Source organism: Pseudomonadota bacterium, from assembly GCA_039193195.1.
GTDB lineage: Bacteria > Pseudomonadota > Gammaproteobacteria > Steroidobacterales > JBCBZW01 > JBCBZW01.
Genome location: JBCCWS010000025.1, coordinates 62,702 through 84,345, shown reverse-complemented (window position 1 = coordinate 84,345; position 21,644 = coordinate 62,702). Strand labels below are relative to the sequence as shown.

The window sequence follows — 21,644 nt, the reverse complement described above, 5'->3', positions numbered from 1 at the left end:
CCCTGCATCGCGCAGGGCCGCCCCTCTGTCGGATCCGAGTTTTGTAAAGGCAGTGCCTATCAGGCTCTTTGGCGGCGCGCTCCGACTAGCCGCAGGCCAAACAGCGCGGAGCCCAGCAGCCAGACTGCGGCCGGGACCGGAATCACTGCAACGCCACGCTCCCACTGGCCGATAATGAATGCGTTCGGCAAGTCACCGTCGTCGTCAGCGGGGAAGTACACGTCGCCGCTCATGGCACCACCGACCAGCGCCGCGTAAGAAATGGCATCGATCGTCCAGGTGGCCGAACCAGAAAAGGCCCGCAATCCAGCGACGAACTCGCTATCGAGGTCGTCGGTGTAGGAAAACACGTTGAGACCTTCGCCCGGAGCACCCGTGGACGTGAAGAGCAGCGGCGTGCCGTCTGCCGTGTTTTGGGCGCTCGTGAGATCGCCGGTGATCAGCTCGTCCGCGACCGGTGCGTCGAATATCCCGTCAAAAATTCCGGCCAGATAGAAACCGGTGGTATCGCTGCCGGCGGCAGTGACGCTGGAGCTCCCAGGCGTAGCACTTATGGTGATCTGGTTCTCTACGCTGAGGTCGACGGTCAGTACCGTTACCGCGTGAGCGGGTACCGCAGCGACGGCCAGCGCGGCAAAAACAACGAGGAATCTCTTATTCACGGGTTCTACCTCCCTTGTAGCGCCCTACCCGCGCTCTGCACACGGGCTGTTTGGATTGCATCTTCGCCCCATCGACTCCCGGCCCGTTCCCCTGTTCGCAGAACACCCCGGGCCCCGGCGCCGCAACCCACGCGATGACGAGGCCGCCGATGGACCCTGCTCACCGTACGCGGTGGCCCTCACTACGTCAAAGGTGAAGGCAGGTGGCCAGGCGCCTTCTCCTCTGATTCCCTACAACACGCTGCATCGCCTCGCTGCCGAAGCGGGTGCCAACGAGGGCCTGGGTGTCACGTCTCGTCTCTCTCCGGAGGCATCGTGGCTGGGCGCAAGGCCCGCACTCAGCTCCGTGGCCGGACCTCAGGACGTGCCGCTGCGCGAGCGAGTCAGCTTCCCCCTAGCCCCGCAGCTTCAATCCGGCGCGGACCTACTGCTGCGCCTACGTGCCTTCGCCTTCGACCCCAGTGGCGAACCCTTCAGGGCCCTTATCGATAATATCGACGTGGTCGTCGAGTGATACCGCTCACCCAGCAGTGGGCCGATCGATGTACCTGCAGCGGATCACTCGCAGCAACGGTTTTTCGATCAGATAGGTACTTGCAACCGACAGCACCACCACGCCAGCCATGGCGATCCAAAGCTGGTACGGCACGATCCAGGGCATGGCGATCGAGGACATGCTCACCAATACCAAAATGGCGGCCTGCCAGATAAAGATCGCGTAGGCCGTCTCGCCGAGAAAGCGCGTACCCGGGAGGGACATGAGCTTTGCCAGCAACCCGCGACCGCGCGCGAGGTCCAGCACGATGATCATGTACAGCGGCATGAGGATGCCTTGGCGCAGAGCGAACTTCATCGGCTGATCAATCCACTGGGTAGCTGCCAGCGTGAGAATGGCCAGGCACGCCAGGTCACCCCACGAGCCCCAGCTGGGCCTCGGCTGCGGCGGGTTGGCGCGGCTCACGGAGAAGACCCTAGTCATCAGCATGCCCGCCGCGTAGTAGGGCACCCAAAAGAGCGGGTTATTGGCGACCACCATATCAACGTACATGCTGTCGGGCGCGCCGGAGGCCTTGCGCAAGGCGTAAGCGCCGGTTGGTATGAGCGAGATCACCGGCATCGCGCCGAGCGCAAGGATCATCTGCTGTGGACTGAGACGAGCTAAGCTTCGCATCAGTATGGGCGTTAGGGCGTACAGAAACACGAGCACGGAGAGGGTCCAAGTGGGCCAACTCCAGTGCGGTATTAGCGGCGGTATCCAGGCTTGCACCAGCGCCACAGTCGCCGCGCCGCTGGCGATCAGCAGCTCGGGCGAGGTCCCATTCCACGCATTCGTCGCTGCCAGTCCGGGAGCCATCAGCAGCAGCACGAGCAAATGCACAGGCCAGATTCGCGCGGCCCGTAGCGACCAGAAGCGACCCGGGCTCGTGTTGATCTCGCCGTCCTCACCCCAGTAGAGATAGGCGAGAATGAAGCCAGACAAGAGGAAGAAGAGGCTAGTCGACATCCAGCCGTTGACCGCTAACTTGAGCACCCACTCAGGTGCCGCATCGAAACTCGACAGCACCGTCGCCTCATCTGCGCGCTTGCGCCCCCAGTAGGTGACGACCAGGTGGAACATGAAGATGTGGTAGACGGCGAAGAAGCGAATACCTGTCAGCGCGGGCATGGCGATAAGCATACTACGGTGCGCCTAGAACTTCTCTTATGCGCCGTATCTGACCGGGCTGAAGCTCGTCAGGCCAACGCGAGCGCCGCGGCTAGTGGGCCGCTTGGTAACTAAGGTAACGCTCCGTCTGCGTAGGGGCAGCGTCAGCAAGGCGCATCGCGCAGCCAATGGCATCGCCATTGGCAAGCGATGCAACGCCGCGGACGCTGCCCCTGGGCAGAGCCGATTGGTGCAGGGCGAGAATGGGCCGCAGATCGAGCAACTCGACGAGTTCATCAAGATCACCTACCAGACGGCAGGCCCGCTGCCGCCGCCCGACATCCACGGGCTCATGAGCTCCAGCTGCGAGATCACGGACAGCCCTTTGGGGGACGGGCGTTGCCACAGTGGTCGCCGCCTTCGACTTCTCGGCGAGTCCGGCCGATGTGCCCATTAAGCAAAACGTCCGCAACGTCCTGACCTTCGACGGCGCCGATGGCCTCGGCCGCTACCCGGGCGTCTTTAACTAGCTCGTCGCTCGCGCGTGTCGCGCCCTACCGGGGCGTGACACGCAGCTGTGAGTACCCTGTGGCGACGCGCCTCGGGCGTGTCTGCACGCGCCAAACGTCGCTGCTCACCTGGTGCTGGGCATCTCACCGGTCGGAATCAGGGCGCCACGATGCTGAATTACTCGGGCGGCGAGCCGATTTCCCATCGCCGCCGCCTCTGTGACGGACCGGCCATTCAGCACACCGGCGAGAAAGGCGGCGTTGAAGCTGTCACCCGCACCCGTGGTATCGAGGGGCTGAATCACTTGATCGACAGGGACGTGGGTGGGTTCTATCGCGTCCGCAACAACGTAAGCACCGTTCGGGCCGTGCTTCACCGCCACCAGCTCGGCACCGAACGTGCGCCATCGCTGGGCGTGCGTCAGCGGCGTCGTATGGCCAAACAGCTGGTCATCATCCTCGCTGGTCGGCAACACGATGCTCGCCACCTCGCCCACGCGCGTCAGACAGTCTCGCGCTTGATCGGCGGACTGCCAGCCGTAGGGTCTATAGTTGCCATCGAAGGCGACGTCGACGCCCCTCGCGCGGCACGACCGGGCCACCTCGAACAGCTGGGCGCGCTGCTCCGGCGACAGGATCGCCATCGAGATGCCGCTGAAGTAAAACAGATCACTCGCGTAAGCTACGCCGATCGCGGTGGTTGCATCGCCCAGGGTGAAGAACTCGCGCGCGGCGGACTGATCGCGCCAGTAGGTGAAGAACCGCTCACCGGCTGTATCCGTGCGAATGGCGTAGAGCCCTGGCACGCGCGACGGATGACGAACAATGTGGTGGGTGTGGACCCCTTCGCCGTCCAAGCGTTCGATGATCGCCGCCGAGTAGGTGTCGTGCCCGAGGGCCGTCACGTAGTTCACCGAGTGCCCGAGGCGCGCCAGATACACGGCGGTATTCAGTGTGTCGCCAGCGACGCCCAGTCGAGCAGCGCCGAGTACGCCGCCCGACGCGGTGGAGGCGAGCTCGAGCAGTGGCTCGCCGAAGACAGTGACACGCGCCATAGCGTCGCTCCCCGTGCGCAAGGCTAGGAGAAAAACATCCCGCCGTTGATGTCGATGTTCGCACCCGTTACAAAGCTCGCCTTGCCCGACGCGAGGTACCACACTAGATCGGCCACTTCGGTCGCGGCACCCTCGCGGCGCAGGGGAGTCGCGCCCGCCACGTGCTTGCGAACTTCATCCTTCGTGAAGGTGTCGTGGAAGGTCGTGCTGATCATGCCGGGACACACACAGTTCACGCGGATGCCGGAGGGGCCTAGCTCCTTTGCCATCGCCCGGGAGAAGGTCATTACGGCGCCCTTTGACGTCGCGTAGGCGGCCGCACCCGGACCTCCGCCATCGCGACCTGCCTGGGAGGCGAAGTTGACGACGGCTGCACCCTCGGCCATGTGTGGCACCACCGCGTGCGTGGCGAGAAACGTACTGGTGACGTTCAGGCGCATGAGGCGATCGAAGAACTCATCGTCCATCTCGGCGAGCGCCTTACGGGCTACCAAGCCACCCACTACGTTGACCAGCACATCAATCTTGTCGCCGAAGGCCTCCCGCGCGCTCGCCACGAGATTCTCAACATCCCGCTTGTTGGTCATGTCGCCCGCCACCGCGATCGCGGTTCCGCCCGCTCGCTCGATACTCGCAACAGTGGCTGCCCCCGAATCAGGGTTGCTGAAGTAGTTGACGACGACCCGGGCCCCCTCCGCAGCGAGCTTTTCCGACACGGCGCGGCCGATGTCGCGAGCCCCGCCGGTGACGATGGCGACTTTTCCTTCGAGCGATTTCATTGGGTTTTCCTTGCGTTTACTGATGACATCGACAGGGCGTGCCGCCCTATCGATAGAGATACGGCCCTCGCCACTGAAAGCGCTGAGTACCTAGGGTTAGGGAATGGGTTGCCGTGGCGCTGGTATCGTCATTGGCGACGATGAGCACGTGCTCAGGCTCATCCTGACTGACTAGGATCACGGCTGAGTACTGCCCATCGTCATGCGCGACGCTTAGCTGAGCGACCCGCCCCATGGGATCGACCGTGAGCTCACTTACCGGGCTGTAGTGACCGTGCGCTTCGATGACGCTCGCGAACAGAGTGCTCTCATCAGCGTCACGACGGATGATCAGCCCCGCGTCCCGGCGCAGATTGAAAGCAGGATCGTTCGCCCCTAGCCGCGTAAACACCCACTCATCGCCGCCTTGGACAGCGGCGGTCAAGGTGTAGAAGCTGCCGCCGACGAGCCACTGGAAGCGAGCGTTCGCCTCAGCCGGCGCACCGCGCGCCTCGACGAGCAGGTGCTGGTAGCCGTGATCGACACCCAAGATCTCGCGGGCTTCAGGCGATGCGATCGGCACATCCGTGGTTAGGTGCTGGCCGATAAACCAGAACGGCAGGTCGTACCGGTGCGCAGCGTCGCTCTCCACGCGCAGCAGGTCGATCACCACGGGTTGCTCCGCCACCTGAACCAAGGCCATCGTTCGGCGCAAGACCGTGCCCGGGTACGCCGTCCTCACTGTGGCGCTGATCACCTGGGCAGCAGGGTCGGAGGCATCGAAAAACGCCAACTCCGCGTGGCGTTGACTGCCGATCTCGTAGCGACCCTCGAAGTGTGAGGTCTCGTCCTGCACGAGGGTGTTGTGCGCGATCGTCTGCTTGGCCCAGCTGGCGTTTTCCGGCAGGTAGTTTCCACCGCCCTTCTGCCCGATGTTGACGAAGCGCACCATGCCGTAGTCTTGCAGCACTTCCTGCCCCTCAGCGTAGAGGGAGAACGCGAGCTTGTCGTAGTGACCGTGGCTAAGGCCCTGGGCGGAGTACTTGAAGACCAGCGTCAAGGGCGCGGCGGGTGCGCGCAATACCGCCAGTCCGCCCGCCGTTCCCTGCGCGCCGTCCGTATAGTTCACCGAGGCTCTCACCAAGGGCTCGGCCAAGCCGTCGCGCAGATCGCGGGCGACCGCAAACCCCGCTTCATCGAGGGTCACGCGATGCTGTTGGCGCGCGATCGTGAGCAGCTGGGGGTCGTGGGCGCCGGACTGGTAGGCGATGTCTACAGCAGCGACGACGGACTCGCTGAGCCACGACATACCCTTTTGCGCATCGTTGAGAGGGAAGAACTCGCCGTCCGCATCCGTTAGGTTGATCAACGTGGTGATGGCCTTCAGCAACACGCCATCCTTATAGCCCATGATTCCGAGCTCGGGGCGGGCGTTCGCCAAGCCTTGCGCGAAGATCAGGAACGGGTACATCGCGTAGCGCTGGTAGTACGGCCCTTCCGTGTAGTACCCGTCCGGCGAGAAGGCCTCGTCGAGGTTGGCTAGGAAGCCGGCTGCCTGGCCCGGTTGGCGAATGAAGCCACCGTCGTTGTCGCGGGCCTCGGCATCGAACTTCCCCACATCCAAGCCGTACAACGCGCGCCGCACGAGCGCCTCATCGTCCATCACCAGGCCGATCATCCCCACTGCCGCCGTGCCCCAGGTGCTGTGGTTGTGAATGCGATTGAAGAACTGCGGATTATCTAGCGACAGGAAATCGGCGAAGGGGCGAAACAGATTCGTCTCCAACCGTTCGCGTTCGGCGGCGCTTAGGTAGTCGTAGATCGCGTCGTAGCCAAGGCTCGCGTACAGAAGCCAGTTGGCGTCGTTCAAGCACTGCCAGAAGAGTTTGCCGCGGGCGTAGGAGCGTTCCTGCGGATGCAGCGGTAGGGCCCCGTACATCGCCTCATACTGCAGGAACATATCGCGCAAGAAGACCGCGTAGCGCGCATCGTCGAGCAGCTGATACAGCGCGCCCGCTTTGGGCATTAGCAGGAAGTTGCGCTTGTGCCGCTCGTGCGTATAGCCGCCCGAGAGGTCATGTGGCACAGGCGTGTCGATGCCGAGGGCGATCTCCGCGTCCACCTCCGCCTGCACTCGCGCCAGACTCGCATCGAACAGCGGCGTCTGACCCAGACCCTCGCGCATTAGTTGGACGCCGGCCTTGCTCATGGCGAGGCGAGGATGTTCAGCGACCTCCGCGTGGGCGCCAGAGGCCGTGACCGCGAGCAACAGGATGGCCAGCACCCACGGGAACGGACCGGCGATATCGCCTGCTGCGCGCGGCGCCCGACCGACGAGCGCAGCCGATGCAGCGAGTGAGGACCGGTCTAATTCCATGCCTCAACTGTACAGCTCAATTGTTGAAAACTGAACAGGCCAATTGACAGGAATGGGCCTAAAGCGGCTGCCAAAGGGTGAAAGGTGCGCAGGATCGTGGTAAATCAGTCTTCGGGCAAGAGAAGCATATTGGTCATGCCAATTAGGAGCACCGCAGCACAATGAGCGACCACCGCCTCTACCAAACCGTCGCGGAGCGTCTCAAGAAGCGCATCGCCGACGGCGTCTATTTGCCCGGCGATCGGCTGCCGGGAGAGCGCGAATTGGCTGATGAGTTCGGCGTCAGCCGAGTCACCGTCAGGGAGGCCGAGATTGCCCTGCAAGCCATGGGGTTCATCGAGGTGAAGCCAGGTTCCGGCGCCTACGTGGTCGAACGTGCTCCGACATACCCAAGGGATCTGCCTACGGTCACGGCGCTCGAACTCACGCAGGCGCGGCTGCTGTTCGAATCAGAGGCGGCCGCGCTCGCGGCACGCGCCATCACCGATGAGACCCTGGCCCACCTGACGTCGCTGGTAAGCGTGATGTCGCAGAGTAACGCGAAGGGTGGCGACGCCTCACTGGCAGCCGATCGAGAGTTTCATTTGGCTATCGCCGCGGCGTGCGGTAACGCGGCCGTGCAGGATGCGATCGAGCGACTCTGGCGCATGCGTACGGAGCTGCCCAACGTGCTGGAAGCACACGCCGTGGTCTGCTCCGAAGACCTGGCACAGGAACGCGGCAAGGAGCACGACCGCATTCTTGCTGCCCTGCGCAAGCGCGACCCCAGCGAGGCCCGAAGCGCGATGCAGGACCACTTCTCTCGCCTGCTCGCGTCGATCATCGACGCGTCCGAAGCCCATGCCGTGGAGGCCCTGCGGGTGGAGGCTGCCGCGCGACGACAGCGCTTTCTTCAAGGATTCATGCAGACGGATGGCGCATAGGCCCATGATGCGCATCCTCACCACCCGATCTGCCCTCATCTACCTCCTGCCCAGTCTTCTCGCAGGATGGTCCATGGCGACACCCGCTGCGACCGACAACCCGACCCTGGTTGGGTCTTTCGCCGAATACGAGAAGGCTACCGCCGCGCTTCGCCCTGGCGACACTGTTGTGCTCAAGGACGGCACCTGGCGCGACGTTGAGCTCGTCTTCAAGGCAATCGGTCGTGAGGACGCCCCGGTGACCCTGCGCGCACAAACCCCTGGCAAGGTCATCATCTCTGGCGAGTCGAATCTCGCCATCTCCGGCGAACACATTGTGGTCTCGGGGCTGGTGTTCGCAGACGGCTTCACGCCCACCAGCGAGGTTATCTCCTACCGCACCGCGAAGAACGAGCTAGCCGTTCACACGCGGGTCACCAACGTGGTGATCGACGACTTCAGCAACCCCGAACGGCACTCGGCGGACACCTGGGTCGCGATCTACGGCAAACACAACCGCTTCGACCACAACTCGCTCCTGTACAAGGGCAACCGCGGCGTAACCCTCGCAGTGCGGATGGACACCGAGGCTAGCCGCGAAAACGGTCACCTTATCGAGCGCAACTACTTCGGGCCGCGCCAGACCTTAGGGTCCAACGGCGGCGAAACGCTGCGCATCGGCACCAGCCACTACTCGCGCGAGTACGCCAATCCGGTGGTGCGGGAGAACTACTTCGACCGCACCAGCGGCGAGCTCGAAATCATCTCCAGCAAGTCCTGCGGCAATGAAATCAGTGGCAACGTGTTCTTCGAGAGCCAAGGCACTCTGACTATGCGCCATGGCCACTACACGACCGTCGAACGCAACTACTTCCTTGGCAACCGCCAGCCCAATACGGGCGGCATCCGCATCATCAACGAGCACCAGACGGTGCGGCGCAACTACCTCTACGGACTCACAGGGCATCGTTTCCGTGGCGCGCTGGTGATCATGAACGGGGTACCGAACGGGCCCATCAACCGCTACGACCCAGTGATCGATTCGGTCCTGAACAACAACGTGGTGATCGACAGCGATCACATCCAGCTTTGCGCAGGGGCGGATGAGGAGCGCTCGGCACCGCCCACGGGCACCACGATGCACAACAACCTCATTCTCACGCAGACCAACGACGCACCTTTTACGGTCTACGACGATATCTCAGGCATCAACTTCTCAGGCAATACGATCAACGAGGGGCTGAGTTCGCCCGTCGAGCAAGGCTTCAAACGCTCACCCTACGCGGTGTGGACGAACGCCGCCGGCCTGCGTGTCCCCGCTCAGCACCTGCTCGATCAGATCGGCTTCGGCGAGGTACGCCTGCCGATCACAAAGGCGGATACCGGCGCGTCCTTCTACCCTAAGCCGCAGGGTCCCGTAGCCTTTCGCAGTGGCCGAGAGATCCCCGTGGCACCGGGCACGAATACTATCTTGGACGCGATGCGCGCAAGCCGGCCGGGCGACGTGCTCGTGCTCGACAACGCCGGTGAGTATCTGCTCACCAAGTACGCCCCCACCTTCCACGCGGTCTCTATCACGGCACCGAGCGGTGATAAGCCCATCATCCGCTCAGAGAAATCGAGCTTCTTCATCATTGAGAACGGTGGGTCCCTAGAGCTCGACAACGTGTGGGTCGATGGGGCCGAGTCTCCTGACCTCGCAGGCAACAACGTTATCAGCACGAGCCGCTACTCGATGAATCGCAACTACTCGCTGGTGGTGCGAAACAGCCGCGTGACGAACCTCGATGTCAACCACAGCTATGACTTTCTCAAGGTGTATCGCAGCACTTTCGCTGATCGTATCGAAGTGCTCGACACGCAGATGAGCAACGTGACCGGGGCTATCCTCGCGCTCGACAAGGAAACCGACGATCTCGGCATCTACAACGTCGAGAACCTGCGGATCGAGGGCAGCACCTTCGAGGACGTCCAGGGCGCCGTGGCGAACCTCTACCGCGGCGGTACGGACGAGAGCACCTTCGGCCCGATCGTCACGATCGCCGACAACGCGCTCACCAACGTGGGCAACGGCAAGCGCAACAGGTCCGGCGCGTCCATGCGGTTCCATGGTGTCCAGAGGCTGCACATCCGTGATTCGAACTGGGCGGGCAGCGCGCCCTTGGCGCTTTTTCTCACCAACGGTGAGCCCATCACGGAGATTCGCGACGTCGTCATGCAGGAGACGCCACCCATTCGCGCCAATCACGACGGCTACAAGGCCGAGAACGTCACCTATCAATAAGCTGACGCGCCGCGGTGCGCTAGCCCAGCAAACCCGGCAGCCACAGGGACAGCGCCGGCACGTAGATCACGGCGATCAGGGCGAGGAGCAAGGCCCCGTAGAAGGGCCAGATCGTGCGCACGGTCCGCTCGATTGGGATTTTGCCGATGGCGCAGCCGACGAACAGCACGGCGCCTACGGGCGGGGTCACCAGCCCGATGCCGAGGTTCAGCAGCAACATGATGCCGAACTGCACCGGATCCATCCCGAGCTCGCTGGCCATGGGCAGGAAGATGGGCGTGGTGATGATGATCAGCGGCGCCATGTCCATAAAGGTGCCGAGGAGCAGCAACACGAGGTTGATCAGCAACAGCAGCAGCAAGGGGTTTTCCGTGATGCCCTTGAGCATGTCGGCCAGCTGCGTGGGCGCTTCGAGCAGGGCCAGCAGCCACCCAAAGGCGCCCGCGGCGCCGATGACGATCATGACCATCGCCGTCGTGCGCACCGATGCGGTGGTGGCCGCGATGAAGCGCTCCCAGGTGAGCGAGCGATAGACGAACACAGCGACGAAGATCGTGTAGACCACGGCGATGGCCGCCGACTCGGTCGGCGTGAACACCCCCGACAAGACGCCGACGACGATGATCGCGGCGGCCAGCAAGCCGGGGATGGCGGCCGCAAACGCGGCGACGAACGCACGCCAGCCGGGAAACGCGCCTTGGGGGTAGTCGCGTTTCGCCGCAACCGCGTAGGCGGCCACCATGAGCAGCAGGCCGGTCAGGATGCCGGGGATGACACCGGCGAGAAACAGGTCGGCCAGGGAGATGCTGACGCCGGCGGCGGCAGCGTAGATGATCATGTTGTGCGAGGGCGGGATGAGCAGCCCCGTGATCGCCGCCGTGGCAGAGACATTGACCACGTAGTCCTTGTCGTAACCCTTCTCCTCCATCATCGGCCCCAAGGTGGAGCCGATGGCCGACACGCTGGCGATGGCCGAGCCCGACACGGCACCAAAGAGCATCGAGGCACCCACATCCACCTGCCCGAGACCGCCACGCGTGCGCCCGAGCGCCGCGTCGGCCACGCGAATCAGGCGCTCTGCGATGCCGGCGCGGTGCATGAGATCGCCAGCGAACACGAAGAAGGGAATGGCCATGAGCGCGAAGATGTTCATGCTCGCGGCCATGCGCTGAAAGGCCACCACCAAGGGCACGTCGAGCATCGCGAAGGTCACCAGCGATGCGATCCCTAAGGCAAAGGCGACGGGAACGCCGAGAATGAGTAGCCCCAGCAATACGCCGAGTAGGATGGCTAACTCCATGCCTTCGGCACCTCCGTGGCGCGCAGGTCAGCGATGAGCTGTTCGATGGCGAAGCCGATGATCAGCACGCCCGACAGGACGATAGGCACGTAAGCGAAGCCGCGCGAGATCCCCAGGGTGGGGATCGCATGCTGCCAGGTGCCTCTGGCAAGTTCGACGCCGAACACCACCATCGCCACGCCGAAGGCAGACACGAGTAGGTGGGCGATCAGGCGCACGGGGCGTTGCAAGGCCACGGGCATGTGATCGGCGAAGACGGCGATGCGGATATGGAATCCCTCGCGAACGCCAGCCGCCGCAGCGATGAACACGTACCAGATCATCAGCAACAGAGCAGCCTGCTCGGCCCAGGCAGGACTCGCGTTGAGCACGTAGCGGGCGAAGACCTGCAGCCCGATGATCGCCGTCATCACCAGCAGACCGACACAGGCAATCCACTTAGCCAATAGGCCGATCTGCCGACTCACTCCCCCGCGCTCGATACTATCCATTGTCGCTGTCCAGCCTGGCACCGAGGTTAACGATATCGTCCACTACCTGGCGCATCTGTGGCGTGGTCACGAAGCGATCCCAGACCGGCAGCATCTTCTCGGAAAAGGCGGCGTGCTCGACGGCCTCGACCACCTGCACACCGCCCTGCGCGACGCGCTGACGGGAGATGCCCACGCGCGCGTCCCAAAGGCGGCGCATGATGGGCACCGAGTCGGCCGCGGCGCCCTGCAGGTAGGCCTGTTCTTCGCCGGACATGCGATCCCAGCTGCGGCGCGAGCCGACCACCAGTTCGGGCGCCATCACGTGGCGCGTAAGGCTCAGGTGCGGGGCGGCCTCGAAGTGGCGCGAGCTCTCGTAGGAGGGGTAGTTGTTCTCCGCGCCGTCGACCACTCCCTGCACCAGCGACTGGTACACCTCGCCGTAGGGGATGGGCGTGGGGTTGGCGCCGAGGGCCTGAATCATCGCCACGTAGATATCCGACTTCGGCACCCGGATCTTCATGCCGGCGATATCCGCGGGCGAGATGATCGGCCGCTTCGTGTTGTAGAAGCACCGCGCGCCTGAATCGTAGTAGCACATGCCGCGCAGGCCGTAGGGCATCATCGCATTGAGGATCTGCCGGCCGATCGCGCCATCGAAGGTCGCGCGCGAATGGGCGATCGAGCGAAACAGAAACGGCAGGGCGAGCACGATCGAGTCCGGCACGATGGAGTTGATCGGCGCGAGATTCACGCGCGTCAGGTCGAGTCCGCCGAACACGGCGATCTCCAGCGTGTCCTTCTCCGCGCCTAGCTGCCCGCCCGGGTAGACGCGCACGCGCATCTCGCCGTTGGTGCGTTCATCGAGCAGGCGGTCGATGGCGTGCAGGCCCTGGGTGGTGGGGTAGTCGTCCGGCTGCGAGTCGGCGGCGAACAGCGGCCGCGCACCCCGGCGTCTGCCGCAGGCGGTCAGCAGCAGGGGGGCCAGCAGCAGGGTGCGCCGCGTGATCACCGCGCCATCCACCCACCGTCCACGGGCAACAAGGTCCCGTGCACGTAGTCGGCGGCTGACGAGGCGAGGAACACGGCGGCGCCGCCGAGATCGCTCGGTTCCCCCCAGCGCCCTGCGGGAATGCGCTCTAGGATCTGTCGGTTGCGCACCTCGTCGGCGCGCAGGGCTGCCGTGTTATTGGTGGCGAAGTAGCCGGGGACGATCGCGTTGACGTTGATACCCGCGCCCGCCCACTCATTGGCTAGCAACCGTGTTAACCCTGCCAGGCCACTCTTGCTGGCCGTATAGGACGCCACGCGGATGCCCCCTTGCAAGGAGAGTAGAGAGGCAACGTTGATGATCTTGCCGCGCCGCTGATCGCGAATCATGGTCTTCGCCGCGGCCTGGGCCAGGAAGAACGGCACCTTGAGGTTAGTCGCCATCACGTCATCCCAGTCCCTCTCGCTGAAATCGACGGCATCCTCACGGCGGATGATGCCGGCGTTGTTGACGAGGATGTCGATGGGCCCAAGGGCCTTTTCGCATCGTTCGATCACGCCTGGCAGCACCGCGGCAGTGCTGAGGTCCTCCATGACGACGGCTGACGTGCCGCCGTCGATGTCTGCAATCAGGCGCTCCGTTTCGTCAGGCGCAGATCGACCGACGAGCGCGACGGCGGCGCCAGCGCCGGCAAGGGCGACTGCCATGGCTTGGCCAAGGCCCGTATTCGCACCCGTAACCACCGCCACCTTCTCTTCTAAGCTGAACATCGAGGTGCTCATCGCGACCTACTTCAGCGGGCAGATGTCGAGGACGCCGTCCCCGGCCATCATGTCCGGGTGCATCGCCTGGTGAGTCTTGTGAAACATCAGAATCCCCCTTGGGTGCTGGTGCCCGTGCGCCGCTAGCCGGGCGAGTGCTTCGTCATGACCTGGGGCGCCGGGTCGAGTCCCGCTCGATCAAACGAGGCGTGGTCTCGTTCGGCCCCGGGGCCTGCGTGTCGTCGTTATCGAATTCGAACAGGCGTTCCGCAGCCAAGCGCCCGATCCGGCGCGCCGGCGTCCGCGCAGTCGTCAGTCGCGGCCATACGCGCGTGGCCGTCTCGAAGTCATCGAAACCGACCACGGAGAGCGCATCCGGGGGCGTTTGCCCTGCCACATGAAGCGCCTGCAGGACGCCGGCAGCCATCTCGTCGTTCGAGGCGAACACCGCGGTGGGCGCCGGATCGAGATCCAGGATCTGCGCCCCTAGGGCCAGCCCCGACTCGAAGGTGTAGTCCCCCTGCAACACGTACTCGGGGGGAATCGTGATCCCAAACTCGGCCAGCGCCTCCTCGAAGCCGGCTCGACGCTCATGGGACGAGCGAAAGCTGCGCCTCCCCGCGATCACGGCGATGCGCTTGTGCCCAAGTTGGGCCAGATGGCGAGCCGCTTCCTGGCCGCCGATCCGGTCGTTGGTCACGATCATGCGCCGCTCCATGTCGAGGGCGATGGAGGCGATGCGGATATAGGCGCACCCGAGCTCGCGGAGCACTTCCGCCAGTCGCTCATCCTCGGAGACGGAGGGGGTGAGGATGACACCGTAGAGCTTCTGCACCTCGACGAAGCGGCGCGCATCTTCGATGAAGGAGTCGCTCTTGCGATCGCAAGGATGTACGACCAACTCGTACCCCGTCTGTCGCAGCACGTCGAGAATGCCGTGCTGGATGTTCACTACGTACTGCGGCGTGGGGTTGTCGGTGATCAAGCCCACGAGGTAGGCGCGACGAGAGGCGAGCCCGCGCGCCTGCGGATCCGGGCGGTAGCCGATATCGCGGATCAGACCCTTGATGCCCTTGCGAGTGGCTTCGTTCACCGTGGGCGAGTCGTTGATGACCCGCGATACGGTCTTCTTCGATACCCCCGCGAGCTCGGCCACGTCCCGCATCGTCGGCTTGCGTCCGTCTTTGTTGTTCTCGTTCCAACGTCGCGCGGCCGCTGCGTAATCGACCGCTGCTTTGCGACTCGTTCGTCCCACGCTCACTGCCCTTCTAGTGCTTCTTTGAGGAAGCACTATCTGGCATCGGACGCTTGGCCTCAAAGGCCACCCGGAACGCGCCGAAGGCGCCGAAATCGACGCTGGCGCGCGAGTCCACGGTCACCTCGTGAATGCCGGTCAGGGCACCGCATGAGACGAAGGTCCCCTCAGGCAGGGTGAGGCCACGATCGGCGCAGAGTTCGATCAGAAACCGCAGAGGACGCAGCAGCCCGCCCTCGAGGTCCGCCGCTGTCGCCTGACCGACTGAGATACCGTCCACGAGCACCTCGGCCCTTAGGTCCTCCCCCGCACGCGTTCGCCAGTCGGGAACGGGCGGACCGACCAGCAGGCCCCCGTTGTTGCCGAAGTCACACACCACGCACACGGGGCCAATGCGATTGATATCGGCCATAGGGCTCGATGCGATTTCAGCGCCGACGTGTAGGGTCACGCAATCGATGAGTTCCTGGTCCGAATGGTAGGCACCATCCGGCTCAATGCGGCGATTGAGGCGAAACACAAATTCGGCTTCTACCGCGGCGAAACCGCCCTGGTAGATTGCCATCGACTGCTCGCTTCCAGCACCGATGTGATGCACCGTCGCGCGGTAAATCGGCCCCGAGAGACGATCCGCCCCGAGCGTCGCGCGCAGTTCGAGGGGAACCCCGCCGACTTTCCAACCGGCCACCTCATCCGGCCAGCGCGCGATCGACGCGCTCTGCACCGCGTAGGCTTCCTTGAGAGTAGTCGGCAACTCGCCAGGGAATGCCCGCAGAGGCGCCGCCCTCAGGCGAGCGGCAACCAGCCGCTGCGAGATCTCGTCAAGCGCCGGGGAGAGCGCCCGGGCTGCAGCGGCAGCAGGATCTGTCTCCTTTGGCATGCGGTCATCCTTCCCGAGAAGATCCACTAATCTTTCTTGTTAGGTAATTGCGAGGTCGGCCCACGCGCGCAAGAACATCAACCCCCGCGACGCGCTTTGTCACCGGTGTCACAATAACCACTATCCCCTGTCTTTTCTAGCATCGTGAGCGTCCTTGTGAACGCTCATCGATACCCGAAGGCTACGGATCGAGAGCCCCGCGCCTACCACAACGTGCTGGGGGAGAACGATAATCCCGATTCAGACAGCCCGCCCCCGGCAAACCGGGCCGTTACCTCCGCCCTGCCCGCTGGCGCTTATGTCTTAGCTGGACATGATCGTCTCGGCGACGATCGAGCGACCCGACGTAATCCGGGCGCACTCGACAATCGCCAGCTCGCGACGCACAGCGTAGCTATCAGAATCTATAGCTTGCGCCGAGCGCCAAACGACGATCCGGGAAGCCGACAAAGCAGAGCGGCCCAGCCTCGCTGACGCAGTGCTGATTGATCCGTTCTTCCGTAATGTTCACGGCCTGGAATTCGACCGCGAAGTTCTCGGTGAATGCGTAGTTGATGCTTGCGTTCAGCTGGCCGCGGTCCAGGGTGTTCACGGGGAAACTGAAGGTGCTGCTGCCGCTGGTGTTGGCACCACCGCCAAAGTCCTGCGTGCGGAAACCCTCACGCCAGGTGTAGCGCACGCGCGCCGAGAGGCCGAACTTCTCGTAGAACAGGGTGACGTTGTAGGCGTTCTGCGAAAAGTCCAACAGCCCACGCGGGATCGAGACATCCCCGAGCACGTCGAGGCCGCGCCCGGAGGTGGTGTCGATCACCGAACCGCCGCTGAAGTCCTGGTAGGTGTAGTTGGCGAGGATGCCGAAACCGGACGCCCAGCCCAGGCGATCTTCGAAGGCCGACAGGTTGTACTGGAAAGCGAGCTCGATCCCCTGCTGGGTCGTGGTCTCCGGATCGTTGGTCGGCGTCGTGCGGTCTACGCACAGGCCGAGCGTGTCCGGGTCGCCCAGCACGTTGGGCACGACGTTCGGGTTGAAGATACCGCCCCCGGGGCAGTTCGGGTCCGTCTCACGGGCAAGGCCGCTAGTCGTGGTCGGGTCGTCCACCAGCAGCGCGCCGTCGAAGTCCACACCGATGATGTTGGTCCGCTCCTTGCGGAAGTACCCGATGCTGGCGATGGCCGCCGGCGCGAAGTACCACTCGACGGAGAGGTCGTAGGAGTCGACCTCCTCCGGCTGCAGATTCGGGTTGCCAAGGGCGATGACCGAGTTTTCCTGGTCGTCCGCCGCGAAGGCCGTGTTCACGTCGCTGAAGTTCGGCCGACGAATATCAGAGCCGTAGCCCAAGCGAACGATCAGGTCGTCTCTGGGTTGAATGACGAGGTTTGCTCGCGGCAGGAAGAAGTCCGCGTTGCCCTTGGTGGACTCGAGGCTGCGCACGCCGTTCTCATCGGCGAAGCCGAAGGCAACCGAATCGGTCTCCGTATCGACGTAGCGCAAGCCCACGTTGCCGCGCACGATGCCCGCCTCGAAGTTGGCCTGCGCGTACACGGCGATCGTGTCCTCGGTGACGTCGTAGAACTGGTTCTCGTCCGAGGCCAGCATGAGGATGTCCGGGCTGTCAGGATCATGCTCGATCACCGCGTCCTGCAAAATTTGAATCGTCCCGTCCGGATCGGAGAAAGCCCGGTTCGGATCGACGAGCAAGAAGTTGGAGATGAACAGATCGCGACCGTCCGCGTCGCCGTAGTTGTCCGGTCCCGGCACCAGCAGCTCCTCGAAGAGCAGGCCGTTGGGACTATCGACGAGCTGACTGAAGCCGCCGATGCGATCCTCGATGTCATTAAAGCGGCTCGACGCCTGGTTGTAGCGCGCCCCGAAATCGATCGAGTTGAAGGCCTTCCAGGGCACGTCGAAGCTGAAGTCCAGGCGGAAGGCCATGTCTTCGTTCTCGGTCGTGTTGCGACCGACGATCACCTGGTCCAGGACCACGTTGGCAGGATCGGTCAGATCCGCCACGGTAGGCGCGAAGGGCGAGTTGAAGTTGATGCCCCAGGCCAGCGAGTCGTCGGAGAGGTCGTAGATGAAGGGCACGCAGTTGTCGTTGCTCGTGCCGTCCTGCGGGCAGTTCGGGTTAATGAAGTTAAGCGTGGTGCTCAAGTTCGGGTTGGTCGTGTCTGACGTGGTCGAGGCGATCTCCGCCCTAGCGCTAAAACCATCGCCGGTCCACTCGGTGGCCAAGGCGAACACCTGGCTGTCCGTCACGCGCGAGCCCGTATCGCTCGAGAAGCGCAGGTTCGGGTCGTCATCATCGTTGTCCAAGTCCGGCTCGAGCTCGCCCGCGAGGGCTGCGGGGAACTCCCCCGGGCCCACGCCGAAGTCGACGATCTCGAAGGCCGTCGGGACGCTGATGTTGCGCAGGGTGCTCACGCCCGAGGCCTGCAGGCGATAGCTGTCCTGGCTGCGCTCCTGCTCGTTGATGATCGCATCGAAGCTGAACTTCAGGCGATCGCTCGGCGCCCACTCCAAGGTAGACGCAATGTTCGTGGTCTCGTAGTCGAAATTCTCTTGCTCCTGCACCAGGAACTGGATGCCAAGAAACTCCGCGGGGTCGGCGCCAGGCGGCATCGCGATGTTGTCGCGGTCCGTACGCGGGCGGAAGGACACGGACTCCTGCTCCGTGTAGCTACCGCTGACCACAAAGCCGATCGAGCCGATGCTCGTATCCCACGAGTTACCGAAGGCACCCGATAGGCGAGGCTGCCGCCCGTCAGTGGTGAGGCTGCTGTCCTCCACCTGCACGCGCGCGGAGGCCAGGATCTCAGAAAGCTCCAGGGGTCGGATCGTGCGCAGGTTGATCGTGCCGCCGACGGAGCCTTCGATGGTCTTCGCATTGGGCGACTTGATCACTTCGACCGCGGAGATGATGGCCGGGTTGACGTCCTCGAAGTCGATGCCCGTACGGTTCGATCCGGAGGCGACGGTGGAGATACCGTTGAACTCGACTCGGTTCGCATTTGTGCCGCGGATTTGGACGCCCGTGCCGACACCCGCCGTACGCGTGATCTGAATGCCCGTGACGTTCTCAAGCACTTCGGCGAGATTCTGGTCCGGCAGCTTGCCGATGTCCTCCGCAACGATGACTTCGACCAGGTTGTCGGAGTCGCGCTTTTGATCGATGGCGCTGGCCAGCGATCCGCGAATGCCCTGCACGACGACTTCGTCGATGGGGCCTTCCTGCTGGGCGTTGGCGATGTTTGGTGCGGTGGCTGCGGCTGCGTAGCACGCAAGCACGGACATGCTGAGTCGGTGTTTCACTGAATCCCCCCCCGGGCCGGAAACCTTTGATGTGTGCCGGAAGACGCGCTCGGTCGGCCTCCCGAGCACCAAGCATACGCAAATTGTCACCGGTGTCTACACCGATTGCAGAGAGCCGTAATACCTCAAATGATGCCGAGCAACTTGTCGGGGCTGTACACCTAAGCTAGGGTCAAAGCGAGCAACTACTCAGCACGGTCTTTGCATCGAGTGAAGTCAACTATATGAAATTAATGACTTTTTTTAAGATCATAATAATCGTCATGACGTCGCTGCCCGCAGCGAGGGTCGCGTCCGCGGCTCCCGATACGGCGCCTAAGACTGAATTGTCTTTAGAGACAATAATGGCCGAGCACTACCTGCCAGACTTCTCTTATGCGGGGTTTCGCAACGGCCTGGGCGCGCTGCCGACCGCCAAAGGGCACGTGGTTCTGGTCGATGCCTACGGCGCCACGCCCGACGATGAGAAGGACGACACCAAAGCGATTCAGCAGGCGATCGCTGCGGCCAACACCGTGGCAGGGCCTGTCATCGTTCGATTCTCCGCGGGTCGCTACCGCATCTCTGAGGTATTGCGAATCACGCGGTCGGACTTCGTCCTACAGGGCGCGGGGGAAGGCGCGGGCGGCACACTGCTGCACTTTCCACGACCGCTTGCCCAGGTAGATAAGAGCAAGGCCCTGGATGAGCTACGCGAATACCTGCTTAAGCTCGATAAGCGCCAGGTCGAGCCCGACAAGAACCTCAACGACTACTTCTCCGAGTACTCGTGGAGCGGCGGCTTCATCTGGATTCAGAAACCTGGCGTACGTACGGCTCCGTACCTCGTTGAGTACGATCCGGACATCGAGGTACTCGCGACCATCGAGCGCGGACAGCGAGGCCATCGAGAGATCGAGCTGGCATTACCCGAATCTCTTCGCACCGGCGATATCGTCCAGTTGCAGTGGATCAACGCCAAGGGGCCGGAAGCGGGCATCATCAAATCGTTGTACGGCGATGCGTTCAGGCGCGCGGGGTCTCATCACTGGTCCTTCCCCGAGCGCCCGCTGGTGCGGCAAACCTCCCGCGTCGAAGCCGTCGACGGGCATCGCGTTCGCCTCGCCGATCCCCTGCTTCACGACATAAACGAGACGATTCCTGCTCAAGTAGCGGCATGGGACGGCCTTGAGCATGTAGGCGTCGAGGACTTACATCTGGAGTTCCCCGACTCACCCTACTTCGGCCACCACATGGAGCGTGGCTACAACGGCATCTACTTCACCACAGCCTTCGACTCGTGGGCGCGCAATATCCAGATCACCAATGCCGACAGCGGCATCTTGAGCTACGCAAGCGCGAACGTGACGTACCGGGACATCCTCTCCAACGGCACCCGCCGCGCCCACTACGCCGTGCACATGGGCAATGTGCACAACGTGCTGGCCGAGAACGTACGCGTGATGAACCCGGTGCTGCACTCACTCACCTTCAACACGCAGTCCACGAAGTGTGTGTACAAAAATGCTGAGGTGTTCGTAACGCCGACACTCGATCAGCACGCCGGCGCGAACCACCAGAACCTCTACGATCAGGTCACCCTGCACAAGCGAGCGATCCCGACCAAGAGCGGACCCGTATCACCTGTGTTCGACGGCAGTGGAGCAGGGTACTGGCAGCCTGGCCATGGCGCTTTCAACACGACCTGGAACCTACGCCTATTGATCACCGGCGGCGCCCACCCGGATGAGACAGTCGTCGTCCAAGGACTGGATGAAGGGCCGAGCGCGCTCATCGTCGGCCTGCACGGCAATCGCAGCTTCACCCTGGATTACCGCCCGGTACCGTACGTGCGAATGCTGAACCAACCCGTCCTGGCCGCCCCGTCCCTCTACGACCATCAGCTTGCTGAGCGGTTGCGGGCGGTCAAGGTGCCCACTGCGCAATGACGTGGGGCCTGCCGTGATCCCTCGAGCAAGCGACCTCCTGGCCCCTGAGTGCGGGCAGCTCCCGGCCGATGAGATGCTCCAATCATCCCCTGGCGACCTCGAGCGCCGCCGAGTATGCCTAGCCAATTGCCGCGGCCGTACGTGCCCAATTGCGCGAACTCAACGCCCGCCGGCAAAGGCCTCGCTGCAGTCGAAAACCGCTCGTTTTCCGGCGAATTCTCTTGCAGTGCAGGATTGTGTTTTCCATGTATGCGATCGCATACTCGCTCACCGGTCTTACCGCAATACCGACACTCTCCCTAAATTGGTCTGACCAATTTAGGGAGAGTGATACAACAGCCGAGACCGTCGGCGATCCAAGGACGCAACTGGGGGGCCAAGATGCGCAACAGCCAGACACCCACTGCCAGCTGTGGGCGTGGCCAAGGTGGGGTTCACCTCCGCCTTCGAAGGACGATAGGCGTGTGTACTGCCTCCTATCGACAACCCGCCGCCGCCGATCCTTCGACGCCGACTCCCGTCACAGGAGACGGCTCGGCTCACCGCGCTCAGCATGG

At 63.4% G+C, this 21,644-nt stretch carries 17 protein-coding genes; 5 read left to right on the top strand and 12 right to left on the bottom strand.

Going from position 1 to position 21,644, the window contains the following annotated elements; all coding sequences use genetic code 11:
• Positions 1-59: 59 nt before the first annotated feature.
• Complete coding sequence (locus AAGA68_17830) at positions 60-662, bottom strand: hypothetical protein (protein ID MEM9386926.1); 603 nt, start codon at positions 660-662, stop codon at positions 60-62.
• A gap of 55 nt (positions 663-717) precedes the next feature.
• Between AAGA68_17830 and AAGA68_17825 the strand changes: the two genes are divergently transcribed.
• Positions 718-1,176 carry a hypothetical protein gene (locus AAGA68_17825; protein ID MEM9386925.1) on the top strand — a complete coding sequence of 153 codons (459 nt, stop codon included), beginning with the start codon at positions 718-720 and terminating at the stop codon, positions 1,174-1,176.
• A gap of 6 nt (positions 1,177-1,182) precedes the next feature.
• On the opposite strand, the gene AAGA68_17820 is transcribed toward AAGA68_17825, so the two are convergent.
• On the bottom strand, positions 1,183-2,340 hold the full coding sequence (locus AAGA68_17820) for an acyltransferase (protein MEM9386924.1): 1,158 nt from the start codon (positions 2,338-2,340) through the stop codon (positions 1,183-1,185).
• A 91-nt stretch (positions 2,341-2,431) separates the two neighbouring features.
• Between AAGA68_17820 and AAGA68_17815 the strand changes: the two genes are divergently transcribed.
• On the top strand, positions 2,432-2,764 hold the full coding sequence (locus AAGA68_17815; protein MEM9386923.1) for a hypothetical protein: 333 nt from the start codon (positions 2,432-2,434) through the stop codon (positions 2,762-2,764).
• Between the two features lie 177 nt (positions 2,765-2,941).
• Here AAGA68_17815 and AAGA68_17810 read toward each other — a convergent pair whose 3' ends face one another.
• Genes AAGA68_17810 through AAGA68_17800 form a run of 3 tightly spaced genes read right to left on the bottom strand, consistent with a single transcriptional unit; the run spans position 2,942 to position 7,006 of the window.
• Positions 2,942-3,871 carry a sugar kinase gene (locus AAGA68_17810; GenBank protein MEM9386922.1) on the bottom strand — a complete coding sequence of 310 codons (930 nt, stop codon included), beginning with the start codon at positions 3,869-3,871 and terminating at the stop codon, positions 2,942-2,944.
• 23 nt (positions 3,872-3,894) lie between these two features.
• Positions 3,895-4,650: a glucose 1-dehydrogenase gene (locus tag AAGA68_17805; GenBank protein ID MEM9386921.1), complete on the bottom strand. Its 756-nt coding sequence runs from the start codon at positions 4,648-4,650 to the stop codon at positions 3,895-3,897.
• A 46-nt stretch (positions 4,651-4,696) separates the two neighbouring features.
• Positions 4,697-7,006, bottom strand: coding sequence for an alginate lyase family protein (locus AAGA68_17800; GenBank protein ID MEM9386920.1), 2,310 nt, complete (start codon positions 7,004-7,006; stop codon positions 4,697-4,699).
• A 161-nt stretch (positions 7,007-7,167) separates the two neighbouring features.
• Here AAGA68_17800 and AAGA68_17795 point away from each other — a divergent pair, with 161 nt between their 5' ends.
• Both AAGA68_17795 and AAGA68_17790 read left to right on the top strand, forming a co-directional pair.
• Positions 7,168-7,929 carry an FCD domain-containing protein gene (locus tag AAGA68_17795; GenBank protein MEM9386919.1) on the top strand — a complete coding sequence of 254 codons (762 nt, stop codon included), beginning with the start codon at positions 7,168-7,170 and terminating at the stop codon, positions 7,927-7,929.
• A gap of 4 nt (positions 7,930-7,933) precedes the next feature.
• The gene (locus AAGA68_17790) at positions 7,934-10,192 is read left to right on the top strand and encodes a chondroitinase-B domain-containing protein (protein ID MEM9386918.1); all 2,259 of its coding nucleotides are present in this window, start codon (positions 7,934-7,936) and stop codon (positions 10,190-10,192) included.
• Positions 10,193-10,211: 19 nt separating this feature from the next.
• Here the strand turns inward: AAGA68_17790 and AAGA68_17785 are convergent, their stop codons facing one another.
• The 7 genes from AAGA68_17785 to AAGA68_17755 form a co-directional block, all read right to left on the bottom strand.
• Positions 10,212-11,492: a TRAP transporter large permease gene (locus AAGA68_17785; GenBank protein ID MEM9386917.1), complete on the bottom strand. Its 1,281-nt coding sequence runs from the start codon at positions 11,490-11,492 to the stop codon at positions 10,212-10,214.
• Positions 11,483-11,983, bottom strand: a complete 501-nt coding sequence (locus AAGA68_17780) for a TRAP transporter small permease (protein MEM9386916.1) — start codon at positions 11,981-11,983, stop codon at positions 11,483-11,485. The genes AAGA68_17785 and AAGA68_17780 overlap by 10 nt, the downstream gene beginning before the upstream one ends.
• On the bottom strand, positions 11,976-12,974 hold the full coding sequence (locus tag AAGA68_17775) for a TRAP transporter substrate-binding protein (GenBank protein MEM9386915.1): 999 nt from the start codon (positions 12,972-12,974) through the stop codon (positions 11,976-11,978). The genes AAGA68_17780 and AAGA68_17775 overlap by 8 nt, the downstream gene beginning before the upstream one ends.
• Positions 12,971-13,735: a 2-dehydro-3-deoxy-D-gluconate 5-dehydrogenase KduD gene (kduD, locus tag AAGA68_17770; GenBank protein MEM9386914.1), complete on the bottom strand. Its 765-nt coding sequence runs from the start codon at positions 13,733-13,735 to the stop codon at positions 12,971-12,973. Before kduD ends, AAGA68_17775 begins: the two co-directional genes overlap by 4 nt.
• 142 nt (positions 13,736-13,877) lie before the next feature.
• A complete protein-coding gene (locus AAGA68_17765) occupies positions 13,878-14,969 on the bottom strand; it encodes a LacI family DNA-binding transcriptional regulator (protein ID MEM9386913.1) in 1,092 nt (363 codons plus the stop codon).
• 13 nt (positions 14,970-14,982) lie between these two features.
• On the bottom strand, positions 14,983-15,849 hold the full coding sequence (locus AAGA68_17760; GenBank protein MEM9386912.1) for a 2-keto-4-pentenoate hydratase: 867 nt from the start codon (positions 15,847-15,849) through the stop codon (positions 14,983-14,985).
• A gap of 397 nt (positions 15,850-16,246) precedes the next feature.
• Entirely contained in the window at positions 16,247-19,141 is a 2,895-nt protein-coding gene (locus AAGA68_17755; GenBank protein ID MEM9386911.1) for a TonB-dependent receptor, read from the bottom strand.
• A 362-nt stretch (positions 19,142-19,503) separates the two neighbouring features.
• Here AAGA68_17755 and AAGA68_17750 point away from each other — a divergent pair, with 362 nt between their 5' ends.
• Positions 19,504-21,087 (top strand): glycosyl hydrolase family 28-related protein, encoded by a 1,584-nt coding sequence (locus tag AAGA68_17750; protein MEM9386910.1) that lies wholly within the window; start codon positions 19,504-19,506, stop codon positions 21,085-21,087.
• Positions 21,088-21,644: the final 557 nt, after the last annotated feature.